The 24,155-nt window shown below is 71.9% G+C and carries 24 protein-coding genes; 19 read left to right on the forward strand and 5 right to left on the reverse strand.

Annotation, left to right across the window (positions count from 1 at the left end; translation table 11 throughout):
• Positions 1–34: 34 nt before the first annotated feature.
• Entirely contained in the window at positions 35–523 is a 489-nt protein-coding gene (locus AB0B58_RS06335; RefSeq protein ID WP_360218412.1) for a DUF1269 domain-containing protein, read from the forward strand.
• A 45-nt stretch (positions 524–568) separates the two neighbouring features.
• On the opposite strand, the gene AB0B58_RS06340 is transcribed toward AB0B58_RS06335, so the two are convergent.
• Both AB0B58_RS06340 and AB0B58_RS06345 read right to left on the reverse strand, forming a co-directional pair.
• Positions 569–1,219, reverse strand: coding sequence for an MBL fold metallo-hydrolase (locus AB0B58_RS06340; RefSeq protein WP_360218414.1), 651 nt, complete (start codon positions 1,217–1,219; stop codon positions 569–571).
• 2 nt (positions 1,220–1,221) lie between these two features.
• A complete protein-coding gene (locus tag AB0B58_RS06345; protein WP_360218417.1) occupies positions 1,222–1,923 on the reverse strand; it encodes a maleylpyruvate isomerase family mycothiol-dependent enzyme in 702 nt (233 codons plus the stop codon).
• 268 nt (positions 1,924–2,191) lie between these two features.
• On the opposite strand from AB0B58_RS06345, the gene rsgA reads away from it, so the two are divergent.
• From rsgA to AB0B58_RS06410, 13 genes are all read left to right on the forward strand, one after another.
• Positions 2,192–3,223, forward strand: a complete 1,032-nt coding sequence (gene rsgA / locus AB0B58_RS06350) for a ribosome small subunit-dependent GTPase A (protein ID WP_360218419.1) — start codon at positions 2,192–2,194, stop codon at positions 3,221–3,223.
• A gap of 113 nt (positions 3,224–3,336) precedes the next feature.
• Positions 3,337–5,124: a hypothetical protein gene (locus AB0B58_RS06355; RefSeq protein ID WP_360218422.1), complete on the forward strand. Its 1,788-nt coding sequence runs from the start codon at positions 3,337–3,339 to the stop codon at positions 5,122–5,124.
• Between the two features lie 110 nt (positions 5,125–5,234).
• Positions 5,235–8,192, forward strand: coding sequence for an excinuclease ABC subunit UvrA (gene uvrA / locus AB0B58_RS06360; protein ID WP_360218425.1), 2,958 nt, complete (start codon positions 5,235–5,237; stop codon positions 8,190–8,192).
• A gap of 207 nt (positions 8,193–8,399) precedes the next feature.
• Positions 8,400–8,948: a Rieske (2Fe-2S) protein gene (locus AB0B58_RS06365; protein ID WP_360218428.1), complete on the forward strand. Its 549-nt coding sequence runs from the start codon at positions 8,400–8,402 to the stop codon at positions 8,946–8,948.
• Positions 8,949–9,081: 133 nt separating this feature from the next.
• Positions 9,082–11,550 carry an excinuclease ABC subunit UvrC gene (uvrC, locus tag AB0B58_RS06370; RefSeq protein ID WP_360218431.1) on the forward strand — a complete coding sequence of 823 codons (2,469 nt, stop codon included), beginning with the start codon at positions 9,082–9,084 and terminating at the stop codon, positions 11,548–11,550.
• Positions 11,551–11,847: 297 nt separating this feature from the next.
• Positions 11,848–12,744: an RNase adapter RapZ gene (gene rapZ, locus AB0B58_RS06375; protein ID WP_360218732.1), complete on the forward strand. Its 897-nt coding sequence runs from the start codon at positions 11,848–11,850 to the stop codon at positions 12,742–12,744.
• Between the two features lie 86 nt (positions 12,745–12,830).
• Entirely contained in the window at positions 12,831–14,018 is a 1,188-nt protein-coding gene (locus AB0B58_RS06380; RefSeq protein ID WP_360218735.1) for a 2-phospho-L-lactate transferase CofD family protein, read from the forward strand.
• A gap of 42 nt (positions 14,019–14,060) precedes the next feature.
• On the forward strand, positions 14,061–15,041 hold the full coding sequence (gene whiA / locus AB0B58_RS06385; protein ID WP_184996434.1) for a DNA-binding protein WhiA: 981 nt from the start codon (positions 14,061–14,063) through the stop codon (positions 15,039–15,041).
• 343 nt (positions 15,042–15,384) lie between these two features.
• Positions 15,385–16,380: a type I glyceraldehyde-3-phosphate dehydrogenase gene (gene gap / locus AB0B58_RS06390; RefSeq protein ID WP_360218434.1), complete on the forward strand. Its 996-nt coding sequence runs from the start codon at positions 15,385–15,387 to the stop codon at positions 16,378–16,380.
• A gap of 5 nt (positions 16,381–16,385) precedes the next feature.
• Entirely contained in the window at positions 16,386–17,582 is a 1,197-nt protein-coding gene (locus AB0B58_RS06395) for a phosphoglycerate kinase (protein ID WP_360218437.1), read from the forward strand.
• A gap of 3 nt (positions 17,583–17,585) precedes the next feature.
• Positions 17,586–18,377 carry a triose-phosphate isomerase gene (gene tpiA, locus AB0B58_RS06400; protein WP_360218440.1) on the forward strand — a complete coding sequence of 264 codons (792 nt, stop codon included), beginning with the start codon at positions 17,586–17,588 and terminating at the stop codon, positions 18,375–18,377.
• Positions 18,378–18,466: 89 nt separating this feature from the next.
• A complete protein-coding gene (secG, locus tag AB0B58_RS06405; RefSeq protein WP_360218443.1) occupies positions 18,467–18,721 on the forward strand; it encodes a preprotein translocase subunit SecG in 255 nt (84 codons plus the stop codon).
• A 172-nt stretch (positions 18,722–18,893) separates the two neighbouring features.
• Positions 18,894–19,241, forward strand: a complete 348-nt coding sequence (locus AB0B58_RS06410) for an RNA polymerase-binding protein RbpA (RefSeq protein WP_360218446.1) — start codon at positions 18,894–18,896, stop codon at positions 19,239–19,241.
• 7 nt (positions 19,242–19,248) lie between these two features.
• Here AB0B58_RS06410 and AB0B58_RS06415 read toward each other — a convergent pair whose 3' ends face one another.
• Positions 19,249–19,863 carry a GNAT family N-acetyltransferase gene (locus AB0B58_RS06415; protein ID WP_360218449.1) on the reverse strand — a complete coding sequence of 205 codons (615 nt, stop codon included), beginning with the start codon at positions 19,861–19,863 and terminating at the stop codon, positions 19,249–19,251.
• Positions 19,864–19,983: 120 nt separating this feature from the next.
• Here AB0B58_RS06415 and AB0B58_RS06420 point away from each other — a divergent pair, with 120 nt between their 5' ends.
• From AB0B58_RS06420 to fliQ, 5 genes are all read left to right on the forward strand, one after another.
• The gene (locus AB0B58_RS06420) at positions 19,984–20,415 is read left to right on the forward strand and encodes a hypothetical protein (protein WP_360218452.1); all 432 of its coding nucleotides are present in this window, start codon (positions 19,984–19,986) and stop codon (positions 20,413–20,415) included.
• Positions 20,416–20,428: 13 nt separating this feature from the next.
• The gene (locus tag AB0B58_RS06425) at positions 20,429–21,013 is read left to right on the forward strand and encodes a sigma-70 family RNA polymerase sigma factor (protein WP_360218455.1); all 585 of its coding nucleotides are present in this window, start codon (positions 20,429–20,431) and stop codon (positions 21,011–21,013) included.
• Positions 21,010–21,426: a hypothetical protein gene (locus AB0B58_RS06430; RefSeq protein WP_360218458.1), complete on the forward strand. Its 417-nt coding sequence runs from the start codon at positions 21,010–21,012 to the stop codon at positions 21,424–21,426. Before AB0B58_RS06425 ends, AB0B58_RS06430 begins: the two co-directional genes overlap by 4 nt.
• Positions 21,427–21,443: 17 nt before the next feature.
• Complete coding sequence (locus AB0B58_RS06435; RefSeq protein WP_360218461.1) at positions 21,444–21,851, forward strand: VOC family protein; 408 nt, start codon at positions 21,444–21,446, stop codon at positions 21,849–21,851.
• Positions 21,852–21,941: 90 nt separating this feature from the next.
• Positions 21,942–22,211, forward strand: coding sequence for a flagellar biosynthesis protein FliQ (gene fliQ / locus AB0B58_RS06440; RefSeq protein ID WP_360218464.1), 270 nt, complete (start codon positions 21,942–21,944; stop codon positions 22,209–22,211).
• Between the two features lie 53 nt (positions 22,212–22,264).
• Here the strand turns inward: fliQ and pgl are convergent, their stop codons facing one another.
• Both pgl and AB0B58_RS06450 read right to left on the reverse strand, forming a co-directional pair.
• Positions 22,265–23,035, reverse strand: coding sequence for a 6-phosphogluconolactonase (gene pgl, locus AB0B58_RS06445; RefSeq protein ID WP_360218467.1), 771 nt, complete (start codon positions 23,033–23,035; stop codon positions 22,265–22,267).
• A 71-nt stretch (positions 23,036–23,106) separates the two neighbouring features.
• On the reverse strand, positions 23,107–24,120 hold the full coding sequence (locus tag AB0B58_RS06450) for a glucose-6-phosphate dehydrogenase assembly protein OpcA (RefSeq protein ID WP_360218470.1): 1,014 nt from the start codon (positions 24,118–24,120) through the stop codon (positions 23,107–23,109).
• Positions 24,121–24,155: the final 35 nt, after the last annotated feature.

The raw sequence follows: 24,155 nt of genomic DNA on the forward strand, positions 1-24,155 counted from the left end.
CTACGATGCCTCCCACTCTCGAGGGGGTAGGACTATGACCACTTTCACGGTGTGGAAGTTCGACGGTCCGGAACGCGCCGACCGGGCCGCGCTGGTCCTGCGGGACGCGGCGCGGGACGGACTGGTCAAGATTCTCGACCACGCGGTCGTGAGCTGGCCCGTCGGCGCCGCCCGGCCGACCACGACGCACGCGCACGAGGAGAACAAGCGCGGTGCCGGCTGGGGCGCGTTCTGGGGCGTCCTGATCGGTGCGCTGTTCTTCGTCCCGGTGGTCGGCGGCGTCGCCGGTGCCGCGATCGGCGCCCTCGCCAAGTCGACGGAGGACGTCGGGATCACCAAACAGCAGCTGGAGACGATCCGCACCGAGGTGACCGAGGGAAGCTCGGCGCTCTTCATCGTGACCGAGGAGGGCGACCTCGACCGCCTCGGCGAGCGCTTCCACGGCATGGACAAGAAGCTGGTGGCGACGAACCTCACGGAGGGCGAGCGCGACATCCTCATCGAGACCTTCGGGGGCGCCTGACCGTCCGGCGGTACCGGGTGCCGGAGCCCGGCACCCGGTAGCCGATCACCAGCCGCGTGCGCGCCATTCGGGGATGGCCGGGCGCTCGGCGCCGAGCGTGCTGTCCTTGCCGTGACCCGGGTAGAACCAGGTGTCGTCGGGCAGCCGGCCGAAGACCTTGGTCTCCAGGTCGCCCATGAGGCTCGCGAAGTCCTGCGGGCTTCTCGTCCCGCCGGGGCCGCCGGGGAACAGGCTGTCGCCGGTCCACAGGTGTGCGATGCCGCCCGGCTCGCGGTAGAGCAGCACGATCGAGCCCGGCGTGTGGCCGACCAGGTGGATCACCTCGAGGGTGCAGTCACCGACCGCGACGGTGTCGCCGTCGCTCACCGTGTCGGTCACCAGCGGGATGGCCTCGGCGTCGTCGGCGCCCGCCACCGAGCGTGCGCCGGTCGCCTGCACCACCTCCTTCAGCGCGCCGGTGTGGTCCGGGTGGCGGTGGGTCGTCACCACCGTCGTCAGCCCGGCCGGGCCGATGAGCTCGAGCAGCGTGTCCGCGTCGTTCGCCGCGTCGATCAGCACCTGCGAGCCGTCCGATCGGCAGGTCAGCAGGTATGCGTTGTTGTCCATCGGGCCCACCGACACCTTCTTGACGGTGAGGCCGGTGAGTTCGCGGACCGCCGGACCGCCGCCGCGGGTCACGTCTCCGGTGTAGGTCATTGTCACTTCCACCTCGGGGGCTGGGGCAGCTCGCCGTCGGGCGAGACGGTCAGGTCGGCGCCGTCGCCGCGGCCGGCGAGCCAGGCGGCGATCGAGCGGGTCGGGCCGCCGACCGTCGGCGCGCCGTCGCCGCTGCCGATGCTCAGCGGGTGGTCGACGCCGTGCGGGCGCAGCACCAGGGCGAAGTCGTCGCCTTTGGACCCGCTGACGATCTCACGCAGCAGCCGCAGCGCGAACGCGTCGCTCCAGTCCTCCGGGGTGTAGCCGGCGCCGAGGTCGACGTGGTGCACCTCGACCTCGCGCAGCCGCGCCCACGGTACGGCCGCCGCGGAGGCGCCGGTCGACGGCAGGAAGTAGGTCCACGCCTCCGCGGGCATCGCCGCGCCCGCGTCCGCGAAGCGTTCGTGTGCCTCGCGCAGGTCGGCGAGCTGCTCGGCGAGCGGTCGCCCGGCGCCGGCGTCGATGCCTTCCTCGCGGGCCGCCGGCGACGCGTACGCCGGGGTCTCGACGCCGGTGCGGGCCCAGGTCAGCAGGTTGGTGTAGGCGTCGGCGTTGCGGGCGACATGGGTCAGCACGTGGCCGATCGTCCAGCCGGGCAGCGCGGACGGCGCGGTCACCGCGACGTCCAGCTCCTCGGCCGTGCGGATCAGGCGCTCGGTGGCCTGATCGACGTCGGTCATCAGCACCAGCGGGTCCACTGTCATGACCGACTGCACCGCAGGAGAGAAGGGTCGGGAGCGTAGGCCGAAGGTATTGACATCACGGGTCGACACTAATGGCCGCCCGCGCGGCCGGGGCACCGGAATTCGCTTTCGCGCCGGTTGCCGCGACCGTACCGTCGTTTCTGACGCGATCGCGACAACCGCGGAGGGGGTGGGGAACCGTGCTGTGCGTCTGTGCGTCCCGGCTTCGCCTGGAGGTCACGGCCTGACACCCGTCGGGCCGCGCCTCCTCACACCCAAAGGGTTACCCATGTCTGACCTGTCCGCGCTGGGCTGGGGCGACACGTTCGCATCCGCCTATCGAAGCTTCGACCGTCCCGACGCCCTACCCGGCCGCGTGCTGCGTGCCGACCGCGGCGTCTGCACCGTCCTCGATCCCTCGGGTGTCACCCGGGCCAGTCTCGCCGGCAGCGTGCTGCTCGGCGCGGCCCAGGACCCCGCCAACCTGCCGTGCGCCGGCGACTGGGTGGTCCTGCGCCGCTGGCCGGACCGCCGTACCACGTGTGAAGTTGTGCTGCCCCGGCGTACCGCGCTGATCCGGCGCTCCGCCGACAAGGACTCCTCCGGCCAGGTCCTGGCCGCCAACATGGACACGGTCGCGGTCGTCGAACCCATGCTCCCGGCGCCCGACGACGCCCGCGTCGAGCGGCTCCTCGCCCTGGCCTGGGAGTCCGGCGCGGAACCCCTGATCGTGCTCTCCAAGAGCGACACCGCGGGTGACCCGCAGGCGATCGCGCGCCAGCTTTCCCGCCTGGCTCCCCGGGTACGGGTACTGCCGGTCAGCGTGCACGACGGCACCGGGGTGGAGGCCCTGCGGGAGTACGTCGCCCCGGGGCGCACCCTCGCGCTGCTGGGCCGTTCGGGCGCCGGCAAGTCGTCGTTGGTCAACGCCCTGGCCGGCGCCGACGTGATGGGCGTACAGGAGATCCGGCGCGCCGACGGCAAGGGCCGGCACACCACCGCGTACCGGAATCTGGTCCTGGTCCCGGGCGGCGGCGCCGTCATCGACACGCCGGGCATCCGCGGGGTCGGCCTGCTCGACACGGCCGACGGCCTGAACCGGGCCTTCGCCGACGTGGCCGAGCTGGCCGCGCGGTGCCGTTTCGGTGATTGTCGTCACGACGCCGAGCCGGGGTGTGCGATCGTCGCCGCGCTGGCCGACGGGACGCTCGTGCCGAGACGGCTGGAAAGCTGGCGCAAGCTGCAGCGCGAGGTCGCCGTCGAGAGCGGCCGGCGGGCGGTCCGCCTGGCCGGGGCGGCGCAGCGCAGGCCGCACCTATGAGCAATTTTCAACCTGGCCTCGGGCCAGAGGCTATCCGAGCCGTTGGCCGCCGGGAGGTGCCGCCCGGGCCACGTTGAAAAAGGCTCACTAAACGACTCTGGCACAATTCACCGGTGCCCGCCGTGGAAGAGGTCCTGGACAAGCCCGGCCTCTCCCTCGAGGCGGTGCCCGAAATGCGCACCCGTGGGCACGTCGACGTCTGGGCGGCGGCCGGCTATCTCGCGCTCGGCGTCCTCGTCCTGATCCAGTTGTGGATCAGCCCCGGCGGGCGGGTGCTGGCCTCCAACGACGACGACCACGGCTTCTTCTCGTTTGTCCTGGCGCACGGCGAGCGTGTCCTGTTCCACGGCGCGAACCCGCTGTTCAGCGACCGGATGAACGTTCCGGACGGCGTCAACATGATGGCCAACACGACGGTCCTGGCGCTGAGCCTGCCGATGGCGCCGGTGACCCACTTCCTCGGTGTCGGCGTCTCCGTCGTGGTGCTGCTCACCCTCGGCCTGGCCGGCACCGCGTTCGCCTGGTACTGGGTGCTCTCGCGGCACCTGGTCAGCAGCCCGGTCGCCGCCGCGATCGGCGGGCTGTGGTGCGGCTTCGCGCCGGCGATGGTGTCGCACGCCAACGGGCACATCAACTTCGTCTCGCATTTCGTCGTGCCGTTCATCGTGTGGCAGGTGCTGCGGCTGCGCGAGCCCGGCCGGGCCGTGCGCGGCGGGATCGTGCTCGGGCTGCTGGTGGTGCTGCAGGTCTTCATCAACGAGGAGACCCTGCTGTTCACCGCGCTCACGCTGGGCGTCTTCGTCGCCGCGTACGCGGCGTGTGCGTGGCGCACCGCGCTCGGCTACGCGCGCCGCTTCGCCGCCGGGCTGGGCGTCGCGGCGGCGACGGCGCTGGTGCCCCTGGCGTACCCGCTGTGGTTCCAGTTCGCCGGGCCGCAGAGCTACAGCGGGCAGCCGTTCGAGCCCGGCAAGTTCGTCACCGACCTGCTCGCCATCGGCGCGTACGCCCGGCAGTCGCTGGCCGGCAACGGGGTCGTCGCCCGGGCGCTGAGCGTCAGCCCGACGGAGGACAACACGTTCTTCGGCGTACCGATGCTGGTGATGCTCGTCATCACCGTGGTGCTGCTGTGGCGCAACCTGGCCGCCCGGGCCGCCGCGATCGCCGGCCTGGTCCTACTGGTCGTCTCGATGGGCCCGGAGCTCCGGGTCGCCGGGCACGACACCGGCATCCCGCTGCCGTTCGCGCTGATCAGCCACGTGCCGATCATCGACCTGGTGAGCGTGACCCGGTTCGGCATGGTGCCCGCGACGATCATCGGGGTGCTTCTCGCGCTGGCCGCCGACCGGGCGCCGCTGCTGCCGCGCCGCCGGCGGATCGCCTTCTGGATCGGTCTCGCGGTCGCGATCGTGCCGGTGCTGCCCAAGCCGCTGCCGGTCGTCGCCGCCGATCCGCTCCCGCCGTTCATCGCCCAGCAGCTGTGGCGCGAGTACGTGCCCGACGACCGCACCCTGGTCACCGTGCCGCTGCCGGAGGTCAGCACCGGGCGGGCCGGGATGCGGTGGTTCGCCCTGTCCGGGCTCGACTACTCCGTGCCGCGCGGCTACTTCATGGGCCCGGCGGCCGACGGCACCGGCTCGTGGAACGCCGCCCCGCGGCCCACCTCCGATCTGTTGCGCATCGCGGGGGCGTACGGTCAGATGCCGGTGCTCACGGACGCCGACCGGCGGTCCGCGATCACCGACCTCACCTACTGGCGGGCCGCGGTCGTGGTGCTGGTTCCCGGCACCCCGAACCACGACCTGCTGGAGGACGTGGTGAGCGGGTTGCTCGGCAGCGCTCCGCGTGAGGTCGGGGGCGTGCTGTTGTGGGACGTCCGGAGCCTGGTCCACCCATCCGAGTGACGGGAATTCCCGCTCATCTCCCGGCGCTGTACCTCGGCCCCGCAAAACTTGTCGTACCCCGCGGCTAGGGTGGCGGCGCCCATCGTCTTGACGTAACGGAGTGGCTGGCTGTGGCCGACCGACTGATCATCCGCGGCGCGCGGGAGCACAACCTGCGCGACGTCAACCTCGACCTGCCCCGCGACGCGATGATCGTGTTCACCGGTCTCAGCGGCTCGGGTAAGTCCAGCCTCGCGTTCGACACGATCTTCGCGGAGGGCCAGCGCCGCTACGTGGAGTCGCTGTCGTCCTACGCCCGGCAGTTCCTCGGCCAGATGGACAAGCCCGACGTCGACTTCATCGAGGGCCTGTCCCCGGCCGTCTCCATCGACCAGAAGTCGACCTCGCGCAACCCGCGCTCCACCGTCGGCACGATCACCGAGGTCTACGACTACCTGCGGCTGCTCTTCGCGCGCACGGGAACCCCGCACTGCCCGGCCTGCGGCGAGCGGATCAGCCGGCAGTCGCCGCAGCAGATCGTCGACCGGGTACTGGCGATGGAGGAGGGGACCAGGTTCATGGTCCTGGCGCCGGTGATCCGGGGCCGCAAGGGCGAATACGTCGACCTCTTCGCCGAGCTGCAGTCCAAGGGCTACGCCCGCGCCCGCGTCGACGGCGTGGTGCACCCGCTGACCGAGCCGCCCAAGCTCAAGAAGCAGGAGAAGCACACCATCGAGGTGGTCGTCGACCGGCTCAGCGTCAAGGCGAGCAGCAAGCAGCGCCTGACCGACTCCGTCGAGGCGACCCTGGCGCTGTCCGGCGGCATCGTCCTGCTCGACTTCGTGGACCTTCCGGAGGACGACCCGCACCGCGAGCGCCGCTTCTCCGAGCACCTGGCCTGCCCCAACGACCACCCCCTGGCGATCGAGGACCTCGAGCCGCGGGTCTTCTCCTTCAACGCGCCGTACGGCGCCTGCCCGGAATGCACCGGCCTGGGCACCAAGAAGGAGGTCGACCCGGAACTGATCGTCCCGGACGACGAGCGCAGCCTGCGCGAGGGCGCGATCCAGCCCTGGTCCGGCGGCACGACCCTGGAGTACTTCCTGCGGCTGCTCGAGGCCCTCGGCAACGCGGAGAAGTTCAGCCTCGACACCCCGTGGCGGAAGCTGCCGAGCCGGGCACAGAAGACGATCCTGTACGGCTCCGAGGACCAGGTCCACGTCCGCTACCGCAACAAGTACGGCCGCGAGCGCTCCTACTACACCGGCTTCGAGGGCGTGGTGCAGTGGCTCGAGCGCCGGCACAGCGACACCGAGAGCGACTGGTCGCGCGACAAGTACGAGGGCTACATGCGCGACATCCCCTGCCCGGCCTGCGGCGGCGCCCGGCTCAAGCCCGAGGTCCTCGCGGTCACCATCGCGGGCAAGAGCATCGCCGAGGTCTGCAACCTGTCCGTCGGCGAATGCGCCGACCTGCTGGCGACGATCGAGCTGACCGACCGCGAGAAGATGATCGCCGAGCGGGTGCTCAAGGAGATCAACGCCCGGCTGCGGTTCCTCGTCGACGTCGGCCTGGACTACCTTTCCCTCGACCGCGGCGCCGGCACGCTGTCCGGCGGCGAGGCGCAGCGCATCCGCCTCGCCACGCAGATCGGCTCCGGCCTCGTCGGGGTCCTCTACGTGCTCGACGAGCCGTCGATCGGCCTGCACCAGCGCGACAACCACCGGCTGATCGAGACGCTGGTCCGGCTCAAGAAGCTCGGCAACACCCTGATCGTGGTCGAGCACGACGAGGACACCATCCGAACGGCCGACTGGATCGTCGACATCGGCCCCGGCGCCGGCGAGCACGGCGGCCGGATCGTGCACAGCGGCTCGGTCAAGGGCCTGCTGGCGAACCGGGAGTCGCCGACGGGCGCGTACCTGTCCGGCCGCAAGAAGATCCCGACGCCGGCCACCCGGCGCCCGCAGGAGCCGGGCCGGGAACTGGTCGTGCAGGGCGCGCGGGAGCACAACCTGCGTGACATCACGGTCGGCTTCCCGCTGGGGCAGTTCATCGCGGTGACCGGGGTGAGCGGCTCGGGCAAGTCGACGCTGGTCAACGACATCCTCTACACGGTCCTGGCCAACCAGATCAACGGCGCCCGGATGGTGCCCGGGCGGCACACCCGCATCACCGGCCTCGAGGGCGTCGACAAGGTCGTCGGCGTCGACCAGTCGCCGATCGGGCGCACCCCGCGGTCGAACCCGGCGACCTACACCGGCGTCTTCGACAACGTCCGCAAGCTGTTCGCGGAGACCACCGAGGCGAAGGTCCGCGGCTACGGCCCGGGACGGTTCTCGTTCAACGTCAAGGGCGGCCGCTGCGAGAACTGCACCGGCGACGGCACGATCAAGATCGAGATGAACTTCCTGCCGGACGTGTACGTCCCGTGCGAGGTCTGCAAGGGCGCCCGCTACAACCGCGAGACCCTGGAAGTGCACTACAAGGGCAAGACGGTCTCCGAGGTCCTGGAGATGCCGATCGAGGAGGCCGCCGCGTTCTTCGAGGCGATACCGGCGATCCACCGGCACCTCAAGACCCTGGTCGACGTCGGCCTCGGCTACGTGCGGCTGGGTCAGCCCGCGCCGACGCTCTCCGGTGGCGAGGCGCAGCGCGTCAAGCTCGCCTCCGAGCTGCAGAAGCGCTCGACCGGCCGGACGGTCTACGTGCTCGACGAGCCGACCACCGGCCTGCACTTCGAGGACATCCGCAAGCTCCTGATCGTCCTGAACGGCCTGGTCGACAAGGGCAACACGGTGATCACGATCGAGCACAACCTCGACGTCATCAAGAACGCCGACTGGATCATCGACATGGGCCCCGAGGGCGGCAACAAGGGCGGCCTGGTGCTCGCCACCGGCACGCCGGAGGAGCTGGCCGAGGTGCCGGGCAGCCACACCGGGCAGTACCTGCGCCCGATGCTGGGCCTGACCGGTGAGCCGGCCGGGGCGGCCGCCGCGCTGGCCCGCGCCGCCAAGGCCAACGGCACCACGAAGGCCGCCGCTAAGCCGCGCACGACCCGGTCGAGGGCCAAGGCCGCCGTCTGACGTACAGGTAACACACAGCTACGGCGCTTTGTCCTGCCCCGCCGGGGTGCGGATGCCAGCGCCCGCCGCGAAGCATGGCGAAAACACAGCAACCGGGCCCATAATTTCCCGCACGCTCATGAACCACTCCGGTGGGCAGAGCGTATTTACAAGCAACGCCGCGTGACCTGAGCGCGCGGATCAGGGGTAACGAAGGGTTCGGATCATATGACTGACGTACAGACGGGGCCTGAAGCCGAGACCACGGCTGACCAGCCTGCCCGTGCGGGAGTCGTCGCGTCCCGCCGTGTCGTGCTGGCCGGCGCCGGCGCGCTCGGCGCCGGGTGCCTGCTGACGGCCTGCGGGACGAGCACGACCGGCAGCGGCAGCAACGGCGCCAACGGCGGCGACTTCAGCAACAACCCCGCACCGGCCGGCAGCAAGGGCGCCGACGCCGGCGGCACCGGCTCGACCTCGGACAACGACTCGGGCGGCGGCGGCACGCTGGCCCTGGTCGCGGACGTACCCGAGGGCGGCGGCGTGATCAAGGGCGACTACGTCATCACCCAGCCCACCGCCGGCAAGTACAAGGCGTTCAGCAAGGTGTGCACCCACGCGGGCTGCGACGTCAGCAAGGTCGACGCCGGCGTGATCGTCTGCCCGTGCCACGGCAGCACGTTCTCTATGGAGGACGGCTCGCCGGTCAGCGGGCCGGCCAACCAGCCGCTGCCCGAGAAGAAGGTCACGGTGGACGGCGACAACATCGTCGCCGCCTAGCAATTCTTGGGGCCGGCCTGACCTGCCGACACGGCCGGCCCCGCACTACTCCGGCCGGAGGCCCGCTGCCGTGGCGGCGGCGACGGGCCTCCGGCGGGATAATCATGTCAGGGGTCCGCACTAGTGTTGAGCCGTGCCTGACCCGTCCAGCTACCGGCCGGCGCCCGGGACCATTCCGGACGCTCCCGGTGTCTACCGCTTCCGTGACCCGACCGGCCGCGTCATCTACGTGGGCAAGGCGAAAAGCCTGCGAAACCGGCTGAATTCCTACTTCGCCGACACGTGGACCCTGCACGCGCGCACCCAGCAGATGGTCACCACCGCGTCCGCCGTCGACTGGGTCACCGTCGGCAGCGAGGTCGAGGCGCTGCAGCTCGAATTCTCCTGGATCAAGGAGTTCGACCCCCGCTTCAACGTCAAGTACCGCGACGACAAGTCCTACCCGTTCCTCGCGGTGACCCTCAACGAGGAATACCCCCGCCTACAGGTGATGCGCGGCGCCAAGCGCAAGGGCGTGCGCTACTTCGGGCCCTACTCGCACGCCTGGGCCATCCGCGAGACCCTCGACCTGCTGCTGCGCGTCTTCCCGGCCCGCACCTGCTCCACCGGCGTCTTCAAACGCGCGGGCCAGATCGGCCGGCCCTGCCTGCTCGGCTACATCGGCAAATGCTCGGCGCCGTGCGTCGGCACGGTCTCCGCCGAGCAGCACCGGGCCATCGTCGACGACTTCTGCGACTTCATGGCCGGGCGCACCGACGCGTTCGTCAAGCGCCTCGAGCGCGACATGCTCGACGCGTCCGAGGAGCTCGAGTTCGAGAAGGCGGCCCGGCTGCGCGACGACATCGCCGCGCTGCGCAAGGCGATGGAGAAGCAGACGGTCGTGCTCGGCGACGGCACCGACGCGGACGTGGTCGCCTTCGCTGAGGACCCGCTCGAGGCGGCGGTCCAGGTCTTCCACGTCCGCGACGGCCGCGTGCGCGGCCAGCGCGGCTGGGTGGTGGAGAAGGTCGAGGACCTGACCACGGGAGACCTCGTGCACCACTTCTGCACCCAGGTCTACGGCGACGAGCACGGCGAGAACGACGTACCCCGGGAGCTGCTCGTCCCGGCTCTGCCCCCGGACGCGGCGGCGCTGGAGAACTGGCTCTCCGAGCACCGCGGCAGCCGGGTGAGCCTGCGGGTGCCGCAGCGCGGCGACAAGCGCTCCCTGCTGGAGACGGTGGCGCGCAACGCCGGCGAGTCGCTGGCCCGGCACAAGCTGCGCCGCGCGGGCGACCTGACCACCCGCAGCAAGGCGCTGGACGAGATCGCGGAAGCGCTCGGCATGGAGACGGCGCCGCTGCGCATCGAGTGCTTCGACGTGTCCCAGATCCAGGGCACGGACGTGGTGGCGAGCATGGTGGTCTTCGAGGACGGCCTGGCCCGCAAGAGCGAATACCGCCGCTTCGCCGTCCGCGGAAATCCGGACGGCTCGGGCACCGACGACCTGGCGGCGATGAGCGAGGTGATGCGGCGGCGCTTCGCCCGCTACCGCGCACAGTCCGCCCACCCCGCCGCCGTCCCCGGCCCCGGCCCCGCCGAGATGACCGCGGCCGGCCCGGCACCGGGCGGCGCCGCCGACAGCGACACCGTGATGGAGGCCGCGGTCGGCGCGGCCCCGGGCGCTGCCGCCGACGGCGATTTCGTGGAGAAGACGGCGCCGGGCGTTGCTGCCGACGGCGATTTCGTGGAGAAGACGGCGCTGGGCGTTGCTGCCGACGGCGATTTCGTGGGCAAGGCGGCGCTGAGCCGCGCCGCCGACGGTGATTTCGTGGAGAAGGCGGTGGGCGTTGCTGCCGAGGGTGATCTCGTGGAGAAGGCGGCGCTGAGCCGTGCCGCCGACGGTGATCTCGTGGGCAAGGCGGCGCCGGGAGGTGGTGCCGACGGTGACGAGGAGGAGCCGGCGACCAGCGAGCTGCCGGGCATCGACCCGCTGACGGGCCGGCCCCGCAGGTTCGCCTACCCGCCCAACCTGGTGGTCGTCGACGGCGGCCAGCCGCAGGTCAACGCCGTGGCGGCCGTCCTGTCCGACCTCGGCATCACGGACGTCGCCCTGTGCGGCCTGGCCAAGCGCCTGGAAGAGGTGTGGCTGCCGGGCGAGGACTACCCGGTGATCCTGCCCCGCACCTCGGAAGCCCTGTATCTGTTGCAGCGGGTGCGCGACGAGGCGCACCGCTTCGCGATCACGTTCCACCGCCAGCGACGCTCCAAGCGGATGACGGCCTCTTCGCTGGACGACATCCCCGGGCTGGGGGAGACCCGGCGCAAGGCGCTGCTGCGGCACTTCGGATCCCTGAAGCGGATGGGGCAGGCGTCCCTGGAGGAGATCGCCGAGGTGCCGGGCATCGGCCGCCGCACCGCGGAGTCGATCCTCAAGGCCCTGGCCGGCGCCGAGAAGCCTGGCCCGGACGAGGTGCCACCCGCCGCCCCGGACGCGGTTCCGGCCGGCGGCGCGGGCAGGACCAGGGCCGGCGCGAACCGCTCGCGGGTCGCACCCCGTCCCGCGCCGACCGACGCCGAGGCCGAGGCGGCGCCACCGGCCCCGACGGAACCCACCTCGTAGCCGACCGTCCCAGCGGTGGCGTGCCGCGGGTTGGCGGGAGGTCGTTGGGGCGGCAGGGCTTGCGCGGTGGCGGAGGCTACCGAGCGGTCGGGCGACAGGGGCGGAATGCGCGGACGGGGTCGTCCGTTTCACCGTCGTGGTGGATCTGGGCGGCTTGTGGCGCCTCCGGGGCACTGGATCGGGTAATGGACACGACGTCAGGAGGCCTCGGGCCGACCCTTCGGCCTAGGATGCAGTGTCCGCCCGTACGGGGTGCAGAGACAGTGCGGTGCAGGAGGAGTCTGCGTGACCGAGTCGATGCCGGGGTTCGCCCCGGAGCCAACGCCCGACGAGGCCGGTACCGACCTCGTGGTGGTCACCGGGCTGTCCGGGGGTGGCCGCAGCACGGTCGCCCGGGCCCTGGAGAACGTGGGCTTCTACGTCGTCGACAACCTCCCGCAGGCGCTCATGCTCGACATGGCCCAGTTGGCGTTCGAGGCCGGCGGCGCCGCGCGGCGCACGGCGATGGTGCTCGACGTGCGCAGCCGGGCGTTCTCCACCGATCTGGCCGGTGCGATCCGCGCGCTCAAGGAGCGGGGATTCTCGCCGCGGGTCGTGTTCGTCGACGCCGACGACGAGGTGCTGATCCGGCGGTTCGAGTCCGTGCGGCGCTCGCATCCGCTGCAGGGTGACGGCCGGCTGGCCGACGGCATCGCCGCCGAGCGCAAGCTGCTCGAGGAGGCCCGCGAGCACTCCGACGTGATCATCGACACCAGTCATCTCAACGTCAATCAGCTCCGGCGCCGCGTCGAGGAGCTCTTCGGCGGGGAGGACGCGCGCCGGCTGCGGATCACCGTGCTGTCGTTCGGCTTCAAGTACGGCCTGCCGCCGGACGCCGACTACGTGCTCGACGCCCGCTTCCTGCCGAACCCGTTCTGGGTGCCGGAGCTGCGCGAGCACACCGGGCTCGAGGAAGGCGTCAGCGGCTACGTGCTCGGCCAGGAGGGCGCGCACGACTTCGTGGCCACCTATGCCGGGCTGATCGCGACGACCGCGCCCGGGTTCGAGCGTGAGGGCAAGCGCTACCTGACCGTCGCCATCGGGTGCACCGGCGGCAAGCACCGCAGCGTCGCGATAGCAGAGGAGCTGACGGCCCAGCTGCGCGACATCCGCCTGTCCGCACATTCCTCGCACCGCGACCTGGGGCGGGAGTGACGGGGGGTCAGCCGGGAGGGCCGGGCGGTAATCCGGGGGAGCCGCGCGGTGGATCCGCCCGGGGCGACCAGGGTGGCGGGCGGCCGATCAAGGTCGTCGCCTTCGGCGGCGGGCACGGGCTGGCGGTCTCGCTCCGAGGCCTGCGCAACTGCGCACCCGAGCTGGACCTCGACATCACCGCCGTGGTCACCGTCGGCGACAACGGCGGCTCCAGCGGGCGGCTGCGTGCCGAGCGGGACGCCCAGTTGCCGCCGGGCGACCTGCGCATGGCCCTCGCGGCGCTCGCCGACGACAACCCGGCCCATCAGCGCACGGTGGCGCTGCTCCAGCACCGTTTCGCGCTGGTCGGCAGGACGGCCCCCGCCCTGGCGGCGGACGGCATCCCCGTCTCGGCGGGCCCTGATGCCGCGGGCCCTGATGCCGCGGATTCTGATGCCGCGGGTTCTGATGCCGCGGGCGACGAGGCCGCGGGCGACGAGGGCCCGGGCAGCGCCGCGGCAGGCGCGGAGGAGGAGCCCGCGGGCGACGCGAAGGCCGGGTGGGGCGGCGTCGACCGGCGGATCGCCTCCGTCGGCGGCCGGCACGATCCGCTCGCCGGTCACGCCGTCGGCAACCTGCTCCTGCTCGGGCTCATGGAGCTGCTCGGCGATCCCGTCGAGGCGCTCGCGCACGCCGGCGCCATGGTCGGCGCGCAGGGCCGGGTGCTGCCGATGGCCTGCCACGCGGTCGGGATCGAGGCCGACGTGCGCGGCGGCGATCCGGAGCGTCCCGACGAGGTCGTCACCGTTCGGGGTCAGCATGCCGTCGCCGTCGCCAGCGGTCATGTCGAGGCGCTACGGATCGTGCCCGCCGCGCCGCCGGCGTGCCCGCCGGCGGTCGCCGCCATCGCCGAGGCCGACTGGCTGATCTTCGGGCCCGGCAGCTGGTACACCAGCGTGCTTCCGCACCTGCTGGTGCCGGAGCTCGCCGCCGCCATCGTGGCCAGCCCGGCCCGGCGGCTGGTGACGCTCAACCTCGCTGCCGAGAACGAGACCCTCGGGCTCTCCGTCGCCGATCATCTGGCCGCACTGCACTGGTACCTTCCGCAGCTCCGGGTCGACACGGTGCTCGCCGACAGCAAGTGGGTCGGCGAGCCCGACCCGGTGCACCGGGCCGCCGAGGCCCTCGGCGCGCGCCTGGTCCTGGCATCCTTGGCGGTGGCGGACGGCAGCCCAAAGCATGATCCTGAGTCGTTGGGCACAGCACTGGTGCCGCTCCTCGGCTCCGATCGTTAAGCAACTGGCGTACCGCGAAACAAGCATGAGGTGACTTCGAAGATGGCGATGACGGCAGCGGTCAAGGACGAGCTGAGCCGGGTGGACGTGCCCAAGCCATGCTGCCGCCGTGCGGAGATGGCCGCCCTGCTGCGCTTCGCGGGCGGCCTGCACATCGTGTCCGGGCGGGTGGTCGTCGAGGCCGAGCTCGACACGGGTGCGGTCGCCCGGCGGCTGCGCCGGGAGATCGCCGAGGTGTACGGCTACCCCAGCGAGGTGCATGTGCTCGCCTCCGGCGGCCTGCGCAAGGGCAGCCACTACATCGTGCGCATCGTCAAGGACGGCGAGGCCCTGGCGCGGCAGACCGGGCTGCTCGACGTGCGGGGCCGGCCGGTGCGCGGGCTTCCGCCGCACGTCGTCTCCGCCAACGTGTGCTGCGCGGTCGCCGCGTGGCGCGGCGCGTTCATGGCGCACGGCTCGCTGACCGAGCCCGGCCGCTCCAGCGCGCTGGAGATCACCTGCCCGGGGCCGGAGGCGGCCCTGGCGCTGCGCGGCGCCGCCCGCCGCATCGGCATCACCGCCAAGGAACGCGAGGTGCGCGGCGTCGACCGGGTGGTCATCAAGGACGGGGACGCGATCGCGGCGCTGCTCACCCGCATCGGCGCGCACTCGAGCGTGCTCGCCTGGGAGGAGCGCCGGGTACGCCGCGAGGTCCGCGCGACGGCGAACCGCCTGGCGAACTTCGACGACGCGAACCTGCGCCGCTCCGCCCGCGCCGCGGTGGCGGCAGCCGCGCGGGTGACCCGGGCGCTGGAGATCCTCGCCGACGAGGCGCCCAACCACCTCACGTCGGCGGGGCGCCTGCGCCTGGAGCACCGCCAGGCCTCGCTCGAGGAGCTGGGCGCGCTCGCCGATCCGCCGCTGACGAAGGACGCGATCGCCGGCCGTATAAGGCGTCTGCTCGCCCTGGCCGACAAGCGCGCCCGTGACCTCGGCATCCCTGACACCGAGGCCGCCGTCACCCCCGAGATGATGGCCTGCTGACGGCGGGACCGGCCCCGCGCGCGGGAGCATGATCCCCTTCCGGGGGCGGCGGTTCGGCCGGGCGTACCGGGAAGTTTTCGGTACCTTAGGTAACGATCAGGTCGCGCCCCGATTCGAGGGGCGGACATCTACTCGGATAGGGTGACGGCGACGGCGACGGTGCCGGCAGCATGGCCGCCCCACGCCGGGCGCCGCCCGTAGCACCAGGTCAACACCTGGCTGCGGTGGCTTGTCCCTGGAGGCGTGGCGGCCCTGATGAGCAACAGCCGGCCCTCGATAACGGTCGGCACGCAGACATCCGCCGGTCCTAGATTCCGGCGGACCGAAACGAGGAGATCCACCTGTGACCATCCGGGTTGGCATCAACGGCTTCGGCCGTATCGGCCGCAACTTCTTCCGGGCGGTGCTCGCCTCCGGCGCGGACATCGAGATCGTCGGCGTCAACGACCTGACGGACAACGCCACGCTCGCCCACCTGCTGAAGTACGACAGCATCCTGGGCCGGCTGCCGCACGAGGTGAAGGCCACGGCGGACGAGATCACCGTCGCGGGCAAGACCTTCAAGGCCTTCGCCGAGCGTGACCCCGCGAACCTCGCCTGGGGCGACCTGGGCGCCGACGTCGTCATCGAGTCGACCGGCTTCTTCACCGACGCCAACAAGGCCAAGACGCACGTCACCAACGGTGCGAAGAAGGTCATCATCTCGGCGCCGGCCAAGAACGAGGACATCACGATCGTGATGGGCGTCAACGACAACCTGTACGACGGCGCGAAGCACACGGTCATCTCCAACGCCTCGTGCACGACCAACTGCCTCGCGCCGATGGCGAAGGTGCTCAACGACACCATCGGCATCGAGCGTGGCCTGATGACCACGATCCACGCGTACACGCAGGACCAGAACCTGCAGGACGGCCCGCACAGCGACCTGCGTCGCGCCCGCGCCGCCGCGCTCAACATCGTGCCGACCTCGACCGGCGCCGCCAAGGCCGTCAGCCTGGTGCTGCCGGAGCTCAAGGGCAAGCTGGACGGCTTCGCGCTGCGGGTGCCGATCCCGACCGGCTCGGCCACCGACCTGACCTTCACGGCGGCCCGGGAGACCTCGGTCGACGAGGTCAACGCCGCCATCAAGGCCGCCGCGGACGGCCCGCTCAAGGGCATCCTGGTCTACACCGAGGACCCGATCGTGTCGTCGGACATCGTCACCGACCCGGCCTCGTGCATCTTCGACGCCGGCCTCACCAAGGTGATCGGCAACCAGGTCAAGGTCGTCGGCTGGTACGACAACGAGTGGGGCTACTCGAACCGCCTCGTCGACCTGGTCAAGCTGGTCGGCTGACACACGTGAAGACTCTCGACGACCTGCTCGGCGAGGGTGTCTCGGGTCGGCGCGTGCTCGTGCGCGCCGACCTGAACGTCCCGTTCGACAAAAACGAGCCGGGCCGGATCAGCGACGACGGCCGCATCCGAGCGGTCCTGCCGACGCTGATCGCCCTGCGTGACGCGGGCGCGCGCGTGATCGTGTGCTCGCACCTCGGGCGCCCCAAGGGTGCGCCGGACCCGAAGTTCACGCTCGCGCCGGTCGCCGCGCGGCTCGGTGAGCTGCTCGGCACCCCGGCCGTCTTCGCCTCGGACACCGTCGGCGCCTCGGCCACCGAGTCGGTCGCGGCGCTGGCCGACGGCCAGGTGCTGCTGCTGGAGAACCTGCGCTTCAACCCGGGCGAGACCAGCAAGGACGACGCCGTGCGGGGCGCCTTCGCGGACGAACTCGCGGCGCTGGCGGAGTACTTCGTCGACGACGCGTTCGGCGCGGTGCACCGCAAGCACGCCTCGGTCTACGACGTCCCGGCGCGGCTACCGCACTACGCGGGCGGCCTCGTCATCAAGGAGGTCGAGGTCCTGCGGCGGGTGAGCGACAGCCCGGAGCAGCCGTACGTGGTGGTGCTCGGCGGCTCGAAGGTCTCCGACAAGCTCGCCGTAATCCAGGCGCTGCTGCCTAAGGTCGACAAGCTGCTCGTCGGCGGCGGCATGTGCTTCACCTTCCTCAAGGCTCAGGGCCACGAGGTCGGCAAGTCGCTGCTCGAGGAGGACATGATCGCGACCTGCGCGGATCTCCTCGCGCAGGCCGGCGGCCGGATCGTGCTGCCGGTCGACGTGGTCGCGGCGACCGCCTTCGCGGCCGACGCCGACCACGCCACGGTCGCCGTCTCGGAGATCCCGGCCGACCGGCTCGGGCTCGACATCGGCCCGGAGAGCGTCGCGTTGTTCGCCGACGCGATCGGGCCGGCGAAGACCGTCTTCTGGAACGGCCCGATGGGCGTCTTCGAGCTGGAGCCGTTCGCGGCCGGCACCCGGGGCGTCGCCGAGGCCATCACGAAGATCGACGGCTTCTCGGTCGTCGGCGGCGGCGACTCGGCCGCGGCCGTGCGCACGCTCGGCATCGACGAGTCCGCGTTCGGGCACATCTCGACCGGCGGCGGCGCGTCGCTGGAGTACCTCGAGGGCAAGACCCTGCCGGGTCTCGCCGCGCTGGAGAGCTGAAGCATGGCTGACGTGACCCGCCGTCCGATCATGGCCGGCAACTGGAAGATGAACCTCAACCACCTCGAGGCCATCCTTCTGGTGCAGAAGCTCGCCGCGAGCCTCAACGAGCAGCAGCTCACCGACGTCGAGGCGGTCGTGCTGCCGGCGTTCACCTCGCTGCGCAGCGTGCAGACGGCGATCGACGGTGACAAGGTGCTGATCGGCTACGGCGCGCAGGACCTGTCGCCGTACCCCAGCGGCGCGTACACCGGGGACATCTCCGGCGCGATGCTGGCCAAGCTGGGGTGCGGCTACGTGGTGATCGGGCACTCCGAGCGCCGCGAGTACCACAACGAGGACGACGCGCTGGTCAACGCCAAGGTGAAGGCGGCCCTGGCGAACGACCTGACGCCGATCCTCTGCGTGGGCGAGGGCCTCGAGATCCGCGAGGCCGGGACGCACGTCGCGCACTGCGCCAGCCAGCTCGACGGCGCGCTCGAGGGCCTCAAGGCCGAGCAGGTCAAGAACATCGTGATCGCGTACGAGCCGGTGTGGGCGATCGGCACCGGCAAGACCGCCACGCCCGACGACGCGCAGGAGGTGTGCGGCTCGATCCGGGCGCGGCTCGCCGAGACGTACGGCGCGGAGACGGCCGACGCGGTACGCATCCAGTACGGCGGTTCCGTGAAGGCGGCCAACATCGCCGCGATCATGGCCCAGCCTGATGTGGACGGCGCGCTGATCGGCGGCGCGAGCCTGGACGCCGAGGAGTTCGCCTCGATCGTCCGTTTCCGCGAGCACGTCCAACGCTGAGTTCCGGATGCCCGGCCGCCTCGTAGCGGCGGCCGGGCACCCGCTATTGTGGTGGCGCTGCTGTGCCCTTCGAGAGGAATGACCCGACCATGCCGATCGCGTTCGCGTACACGTTGATCGTGTTGCTGCTCATCTCCAGCATCCTGCTGACCCTGCTCGTCCTGCTGCACCGCGGCAAGGGTGGGGGCATGTCCAGCATGTTCGGCGGCGGCGTCACCTCCAGCCTGGCCGGTTCCTCGGTCGCGGAGAAGAACCTGGACCGCTACACGGTGCTCGTGGGTGTCATCTGGTTCGCCTGCATCGTCGGTCTGGGACTCTGGCTCAAGGTTGCTCAGGCCTCCTGAAACAGATAGTTAACGTCTGCTTCCCAAGCGTTCGTGCTGGGCCCTTCTCCAGGGGCTCTGTGAGTCGTAGACTCTGCCGCGCGGTCCGGTCCGGGCCGCGCGGTTGTTTTTCCACCGCTAATACCGCCGCTTTCCCCGGCGATGAAACGCCCTCGAGACAGGAGTGACTTCCGTGTCCAGTGGCAGTGCGATCCGCGGTAGCCGCGTCGGCTCCAGCCCGATGCGTCCCGACGAGCGCAGCGAGCCCGCCCCCCGGCGGCAGGTGACCTACTGGTGTGCCGCAGGGCATCCGGTCGAGGTCCGCTTCGCCGCCGACGTGGTACCCCCGGAGACGTGGGACTGCACCCGGTGCGGTCAGCCGGGCGGTCTCGACCGGCAGAACCCGCCCGGCCGGATGCGCAGCGAGCCGTACAAGTCGCACCTGGCTTATGTGAAGGAGCGGCGCTCCGACGCCGACGGCGCGGCGATCCTCGCCGAGGCGCTGGCCAAGGTTCGTCAGCGCCGCGGCCGCGGGGAGTAGGGCGTAGCTACGGGGCGGTGTCACGACCCAGATAGGTGACCGTGGTGGCGCCCGGCACCGGGATCTCGGTGAAGCCGATCCGGTCGTAGAAGGCGCGCGCGGAGACATTGGCGACGGCCATGCCGAGGTGCACGCGCGGGACGCCGGCGGCCCGCAGCCCGGCCAGGAACGCGTCCATCAGGCCGCGCCCCCAGCCCTTGCCCTGCCACTGCGGCAGCAGATCGATGTGCAGGTGCGCCGGGTACGCCGCCAGCTCGGGCACGACCATGCGCTCCGGGTGGTAGTGCAGCCACAGCATGCTCTCCTCCGGTGTCACGGGCGGGTCCGGTGGCTCCGGGTAGCGGCCGGCGGTGGCGGGCAGCCACTCGTCGAGATAGCGCCCCGCGAAGGCGGCCGTGTCGGCCGTGCCGAGCACGTAGCCGACGGGGTTGCCGCTGCCGTCGTCGAGGACGTGCGCGTGCTGCGGCTCCAGCGTCACGTACGGGACGGCGAAGATGTCGCCCATGAGCCTGTCGGACGAGTACTGACCGCGGGCGTCACCTCCGGCGTCGGCGGTGCGTACGCAGATGTCGTAGACGGCGTCGAGGTCGGCGGGGCCGTAGGCGCGGATCGATGGCTGCACGGCCGCGAGTCTAAGCGGCAGTCAGGTGTGGCGTGCGTCACCATGCGGCCGCCAACCTTCCGCGGCGCCGCGCGTCTACTCCTGCGAAAGCACCGTCCCCGACCGCACAGGAGTTCCGTGATGCGTCCGACCGCCCGCACCGTCTCGCTCGCCGCCGCCGCGACCACCGTCGCCGTCCTCGGTGTGCTGACCGCCACCGGGGCGTTCGCGGACGAGGCACCGCCGCCCGCGCCGCGGCCGGCGGCGTCTCCGGCCGCGCCGAGCCCGGCCGCTCCGGCCGCCTCACCGGCGCCGGTGCCGACCGCCACCGCGGCGCCCGCCTCACCGGCGCCCGTGCCGTCCGCCACCTCGGTGCCCGATGGCCCGGCGCCCGCGCCGACCGCCACCTCGGTGCCCGGTGGCCCGGCGCCTGTGCCGACCGCCACCGCGGTGCCCGTGCCGACCGCCACATCGCTGCCCGGCAGCCCGACCGCGGCCCCGGCGCCGCCCCGGCCGACCGCCTCCCCCGATGGCCCGGTCGCGGTACCGTCGCCCTCCCCGACCCGGCGCTGACCCCAGGACAACAATGACCCTCGTCTTCCCGCTGCCCGCGCCCCTGCTGCGCCTGCTGCGGTCGGTCGTGTCCAGTTCGGCACCTTCGGTGCGCGGCGCCGGCGGGGACGGGCCTCCGGCGATCAATGAGCTCTACCACGCGCGCCGGCTGAGCCTGGTGCGGCTGGCGGTGCTCATGGTCGACGACCTGCCCACCGCCGAGGACATCGTCCAGGACGTGTTCGCCGCCCTGTACCGGCGGCACGGTGCCGACCTGGAATCGGTTGCCGATCCGCACGCCTACCTGACGACCGGGGTGATGAACGCGGCGCGCTCGGCGCTGCGCCGGCGGCGCAGCGCGCGTGCCTACGTGCCGCCGCGCCCCGGCCTGGCGCCCGCCGCGGAGGACGAGGTGCTGCTGGGGCAGGGCGACCGGGAGGTGCTGGCGGCGCTGGCGGAGCTGACGGTGCGGCAGCGCCAGGTGATGGTGCTGCGGTACTGGTCGGAGCTGTCCGAGCGGGAGATCGCCGACGTGCTGCGCGTTTCGCGCGGCACGGTGAAGTCGACCGCGAGCCGCGCCCTTGCCCTACTGCGCGGCCGGCTGGGGGAGAGGCGATGAGCACGGAAGTCGAGCAGCGGGTGCGCCGGGCGCTGGCCGGGCGCGCCGCTCAGATCACCCCCGAGCGGTTGCGGCCGGCGCTGCCGCCGACCGCCACGACCGCGCGGCGGTCCTGGCTCGCCTGGTGGCGGCCGCTGCTGGTGGTCGCGGCCGTCCTGGTCGGTGCGGTCTTCGCCGTACGCGGCGAGCACGACGCGCCGCTGCGCCGGGTGCCGGACCAGCCCGCCGCCACGGTACCGTCGCCGCCCGCACCGGAGCCGACCGCCTCGTCCGCGCCGTCGGCGTCCCCCGCGGCGGTACCGGAGCCGACGAGCACACCCGCGGGGCCGCCACCCGGCCCGGTCGAAGGGGCGCCCACCGGGCTTCCCTCCGGCCCGGTGGCGACGCCGACGGCTCCCATGGCGTCGCCCTGAGTGGCACGATGAGGCGCGTGAACTGGACCCTGGAAGTGGTGATCGTGCCCGTCTCGGACATCGACCGGGCAAAGGAGTTCTACGCCGACCAGCTCGGCTTCCACGTCGACCACGACACCGTGATCGGCGACGAGGTCAGGATCGTGCAGCTGACCCCGCCGGGCTCGGGCTGCTCGATCGTCATCGGCAAGGGCGCCGTGCCCGACATGCCGCCCGGCTCGCTCAAGGGGCTGCAGCTGGTGGTGCCCGACATCAACCGGGCGCACGCCGAGCTGGTCGCCCGCGGCGTGCCGGTCAGCGACGTGCAGAAGCTGGGCGAGAACCCCCGGCCGACGCCAGACCCGCTGGACAACGTGGGTTTCGTCTTCTTCGCCGACCCCGACGGCAACGGCTGGGCCGTGCAGCAGATCTCGTCCCGGGCCTGACCTGAGGTTTCCGCCTGGCCGAACCGAACGGCAACCGTGGCGCGCCCGTTGTGCACTCCGGGGTGGTGGTGGGGACCCGAAGGGGTTGGCATGACCGACACGATGATCGTTGAGCTCGGACTGCAGGCGATGACGGTTGCGGCGAAGATGTGTGCGCCGGTGTTGGTGACCGCGTTGCTTATCGGTTTTGCGATCTCGTTGTTCCAGTCGGTGACGCAGATTCAGGAGGCGACGCTGTCGTTCGTGCCGAAGGCGGTGGGTGTCGGTGCGGCGATTCTGTTGTCGGGTAACTGGATGTTGCATGAGATGGTGACGTACACGACGCAGCTGTTCGAGCGGATCCCGACGCTGCTCGCCTGAGCGGACACGCGCGGAAAAGGGCCGCCCACCAGGCGGCCCTTCCTTTGTGCGGCTCAGCGCAGGCTGCGCGCCTGCGGCGGCACGTTGGCCGCCGCCGTGCGGTCCAGCAGCCACAGCGTCCTCTCCGTGCCGACCGCGCCCGCCGCCGGCACCTGCTTGGGGCCCGCGCCCCCGATCGCCATGCCGGCCGCGGCCGCCTTGTCCTTGCCCGCCGCGATCAGCCAGACCTCCTCGGCCGTCTGGATGGTCGGCATGGTCAGCGTGATCCGGGTCGGCGGAGGCTTCGGGCTGTTGTGCACGGCCGCGACCGTCCCGGTCTCGTAGACGCCGGGGTGCTCCGGGAAGAGCGAGGCCACGTGGCCGTCCTCGCCGACGCCGAGCATCAGCACGTCGAAGTGGGGCAGCTCCGAGCTGCCCGGCTTCGCCGCCGCGGCCAGCTCGTGGGCGTACCGGGCGGCGGCCGCCTTCGCGTCGTCGCCGTCCGGGCCGTCGGAGGCCGGCATGGCGTGCACGTGTGCCGGGTCCAGCGCGAGCGCGTCCAGCAGCGCCGCACGGGCCTGCGTCTCGTTGCGGTCCGGGTGGCCCGCGGGCAGGAACCGTTCGTCGCCCCACCAGAGGTCGATCCGCGACCAGTCGACCGCGTCCGAGGCGGGTAGTTCCTTCACCGCGCGCAGCACCTTGGCCGCCACCCGGCCCCCCGTCAGCACGATGCTCGCCCAGCCGCGCTCGGCCTGCGCGTCGATGATCCTGACGACCAGGCGCGCCGCCACCGCCGACGCCAGGATGTCGGCGTCGGGAACCACCACCACAACGGTCTCGCTCATGGAACCCCTCGTCATTCGGCAAAAGGGGCCGCCCGCCGGGAAGGCGGAACGGCCCCGTTGATCTTAGGTAATCAGGCGATCCCGCCCGGCCAGGCGCCGGCGGCCGCGGTGTCGCCCGCGCGGGCGGCCAGCGCCGGGTCCTTCCAGACGTGTACGCGCATCGGCGGCTTGCTGTCCAGCCCCGCGACGCCCGCCAGGGCGCCCAGCGCCTCGCCGTAGATCTGGTCGGCGTCGAGCCGGCGCAGCTCCTCGGCCAGCTCGTCGCCGACGGGCCGCTTCGGCAGCGGCATGTAGCGGTCCTCCTGGCCGGTCCGGCTGAACAGGGCCGTACCCTCCTCGCGGGTGACCCGCACGCAGTCGCCGTTGGCGCACTGCAGCTCCACGGAGTGCATGCGCGGCGAGCGGTCGGTGTGCACCCAGTTCGGCTCGATGCCCAGCCGCGACTTCAGCCAGCCCTTCATCAGCGCTGCCGTCGGGTCGTTCAACGGCGCCTCGATCGTCGCGCCGGTGACGCGCTCCTCGGTGGTGTCGAACGCGCCCGCGACCAGGGTGCGCCACAGGGTGATCCGGGTCCAGGTCAGGTCGGTGTCGCCGGGTGCGTAGTCGGCCGCCCGCTGGCGTAGCGCCGCGACGGGGTCCGGCGCCAGCTTGCTGTCGGTGATGCGCCGGTCGGCGACCACGCCGAGGAAGTCGTTGGCGATGATGTCCGGCGGCTCGCTGTGCCACCACGTCACCACCGGCACGTCCGGGGCCAGCAGCGGCATGACGACCGACTCGGCGTGCAGGGCCAGCCGGCCGTACATGCGCATCACGACGGCCTCGGCCGGCCCCAGCCGGCCTCCCACGACGATCTCCGCGTCGAGCCGGCTGCGCCCGTCGAGGTCCGAGCGGACCACGATGAGCAGGCGGCAGGGGTGCGCGGACGCCGCGATGGTCGCGGCGGCCTCGGCCTCGCGGACCTTCTTCTCCTCCACGACCGCGACCAGCGTCAGGGCGAGGCCGCTGGCCACGCCGCCGGCGCTGCGCCGCTCGGCCGCCAGCGCCTTGACGACCTCATTACCAGTAGTGTCCCAAAGCCCGATCATGCCGCCACCTCCGCTAGCGCTCCGGTGTCGACATG

The organism is Actinoplanes sp. NPDC049118, from assembly GCF_040648555.1.
GTDB lineage: Bacteria > Actinomycetota > Actinomycetes > Mycobacteriales > Micromonosporaceae > Actinoplanes.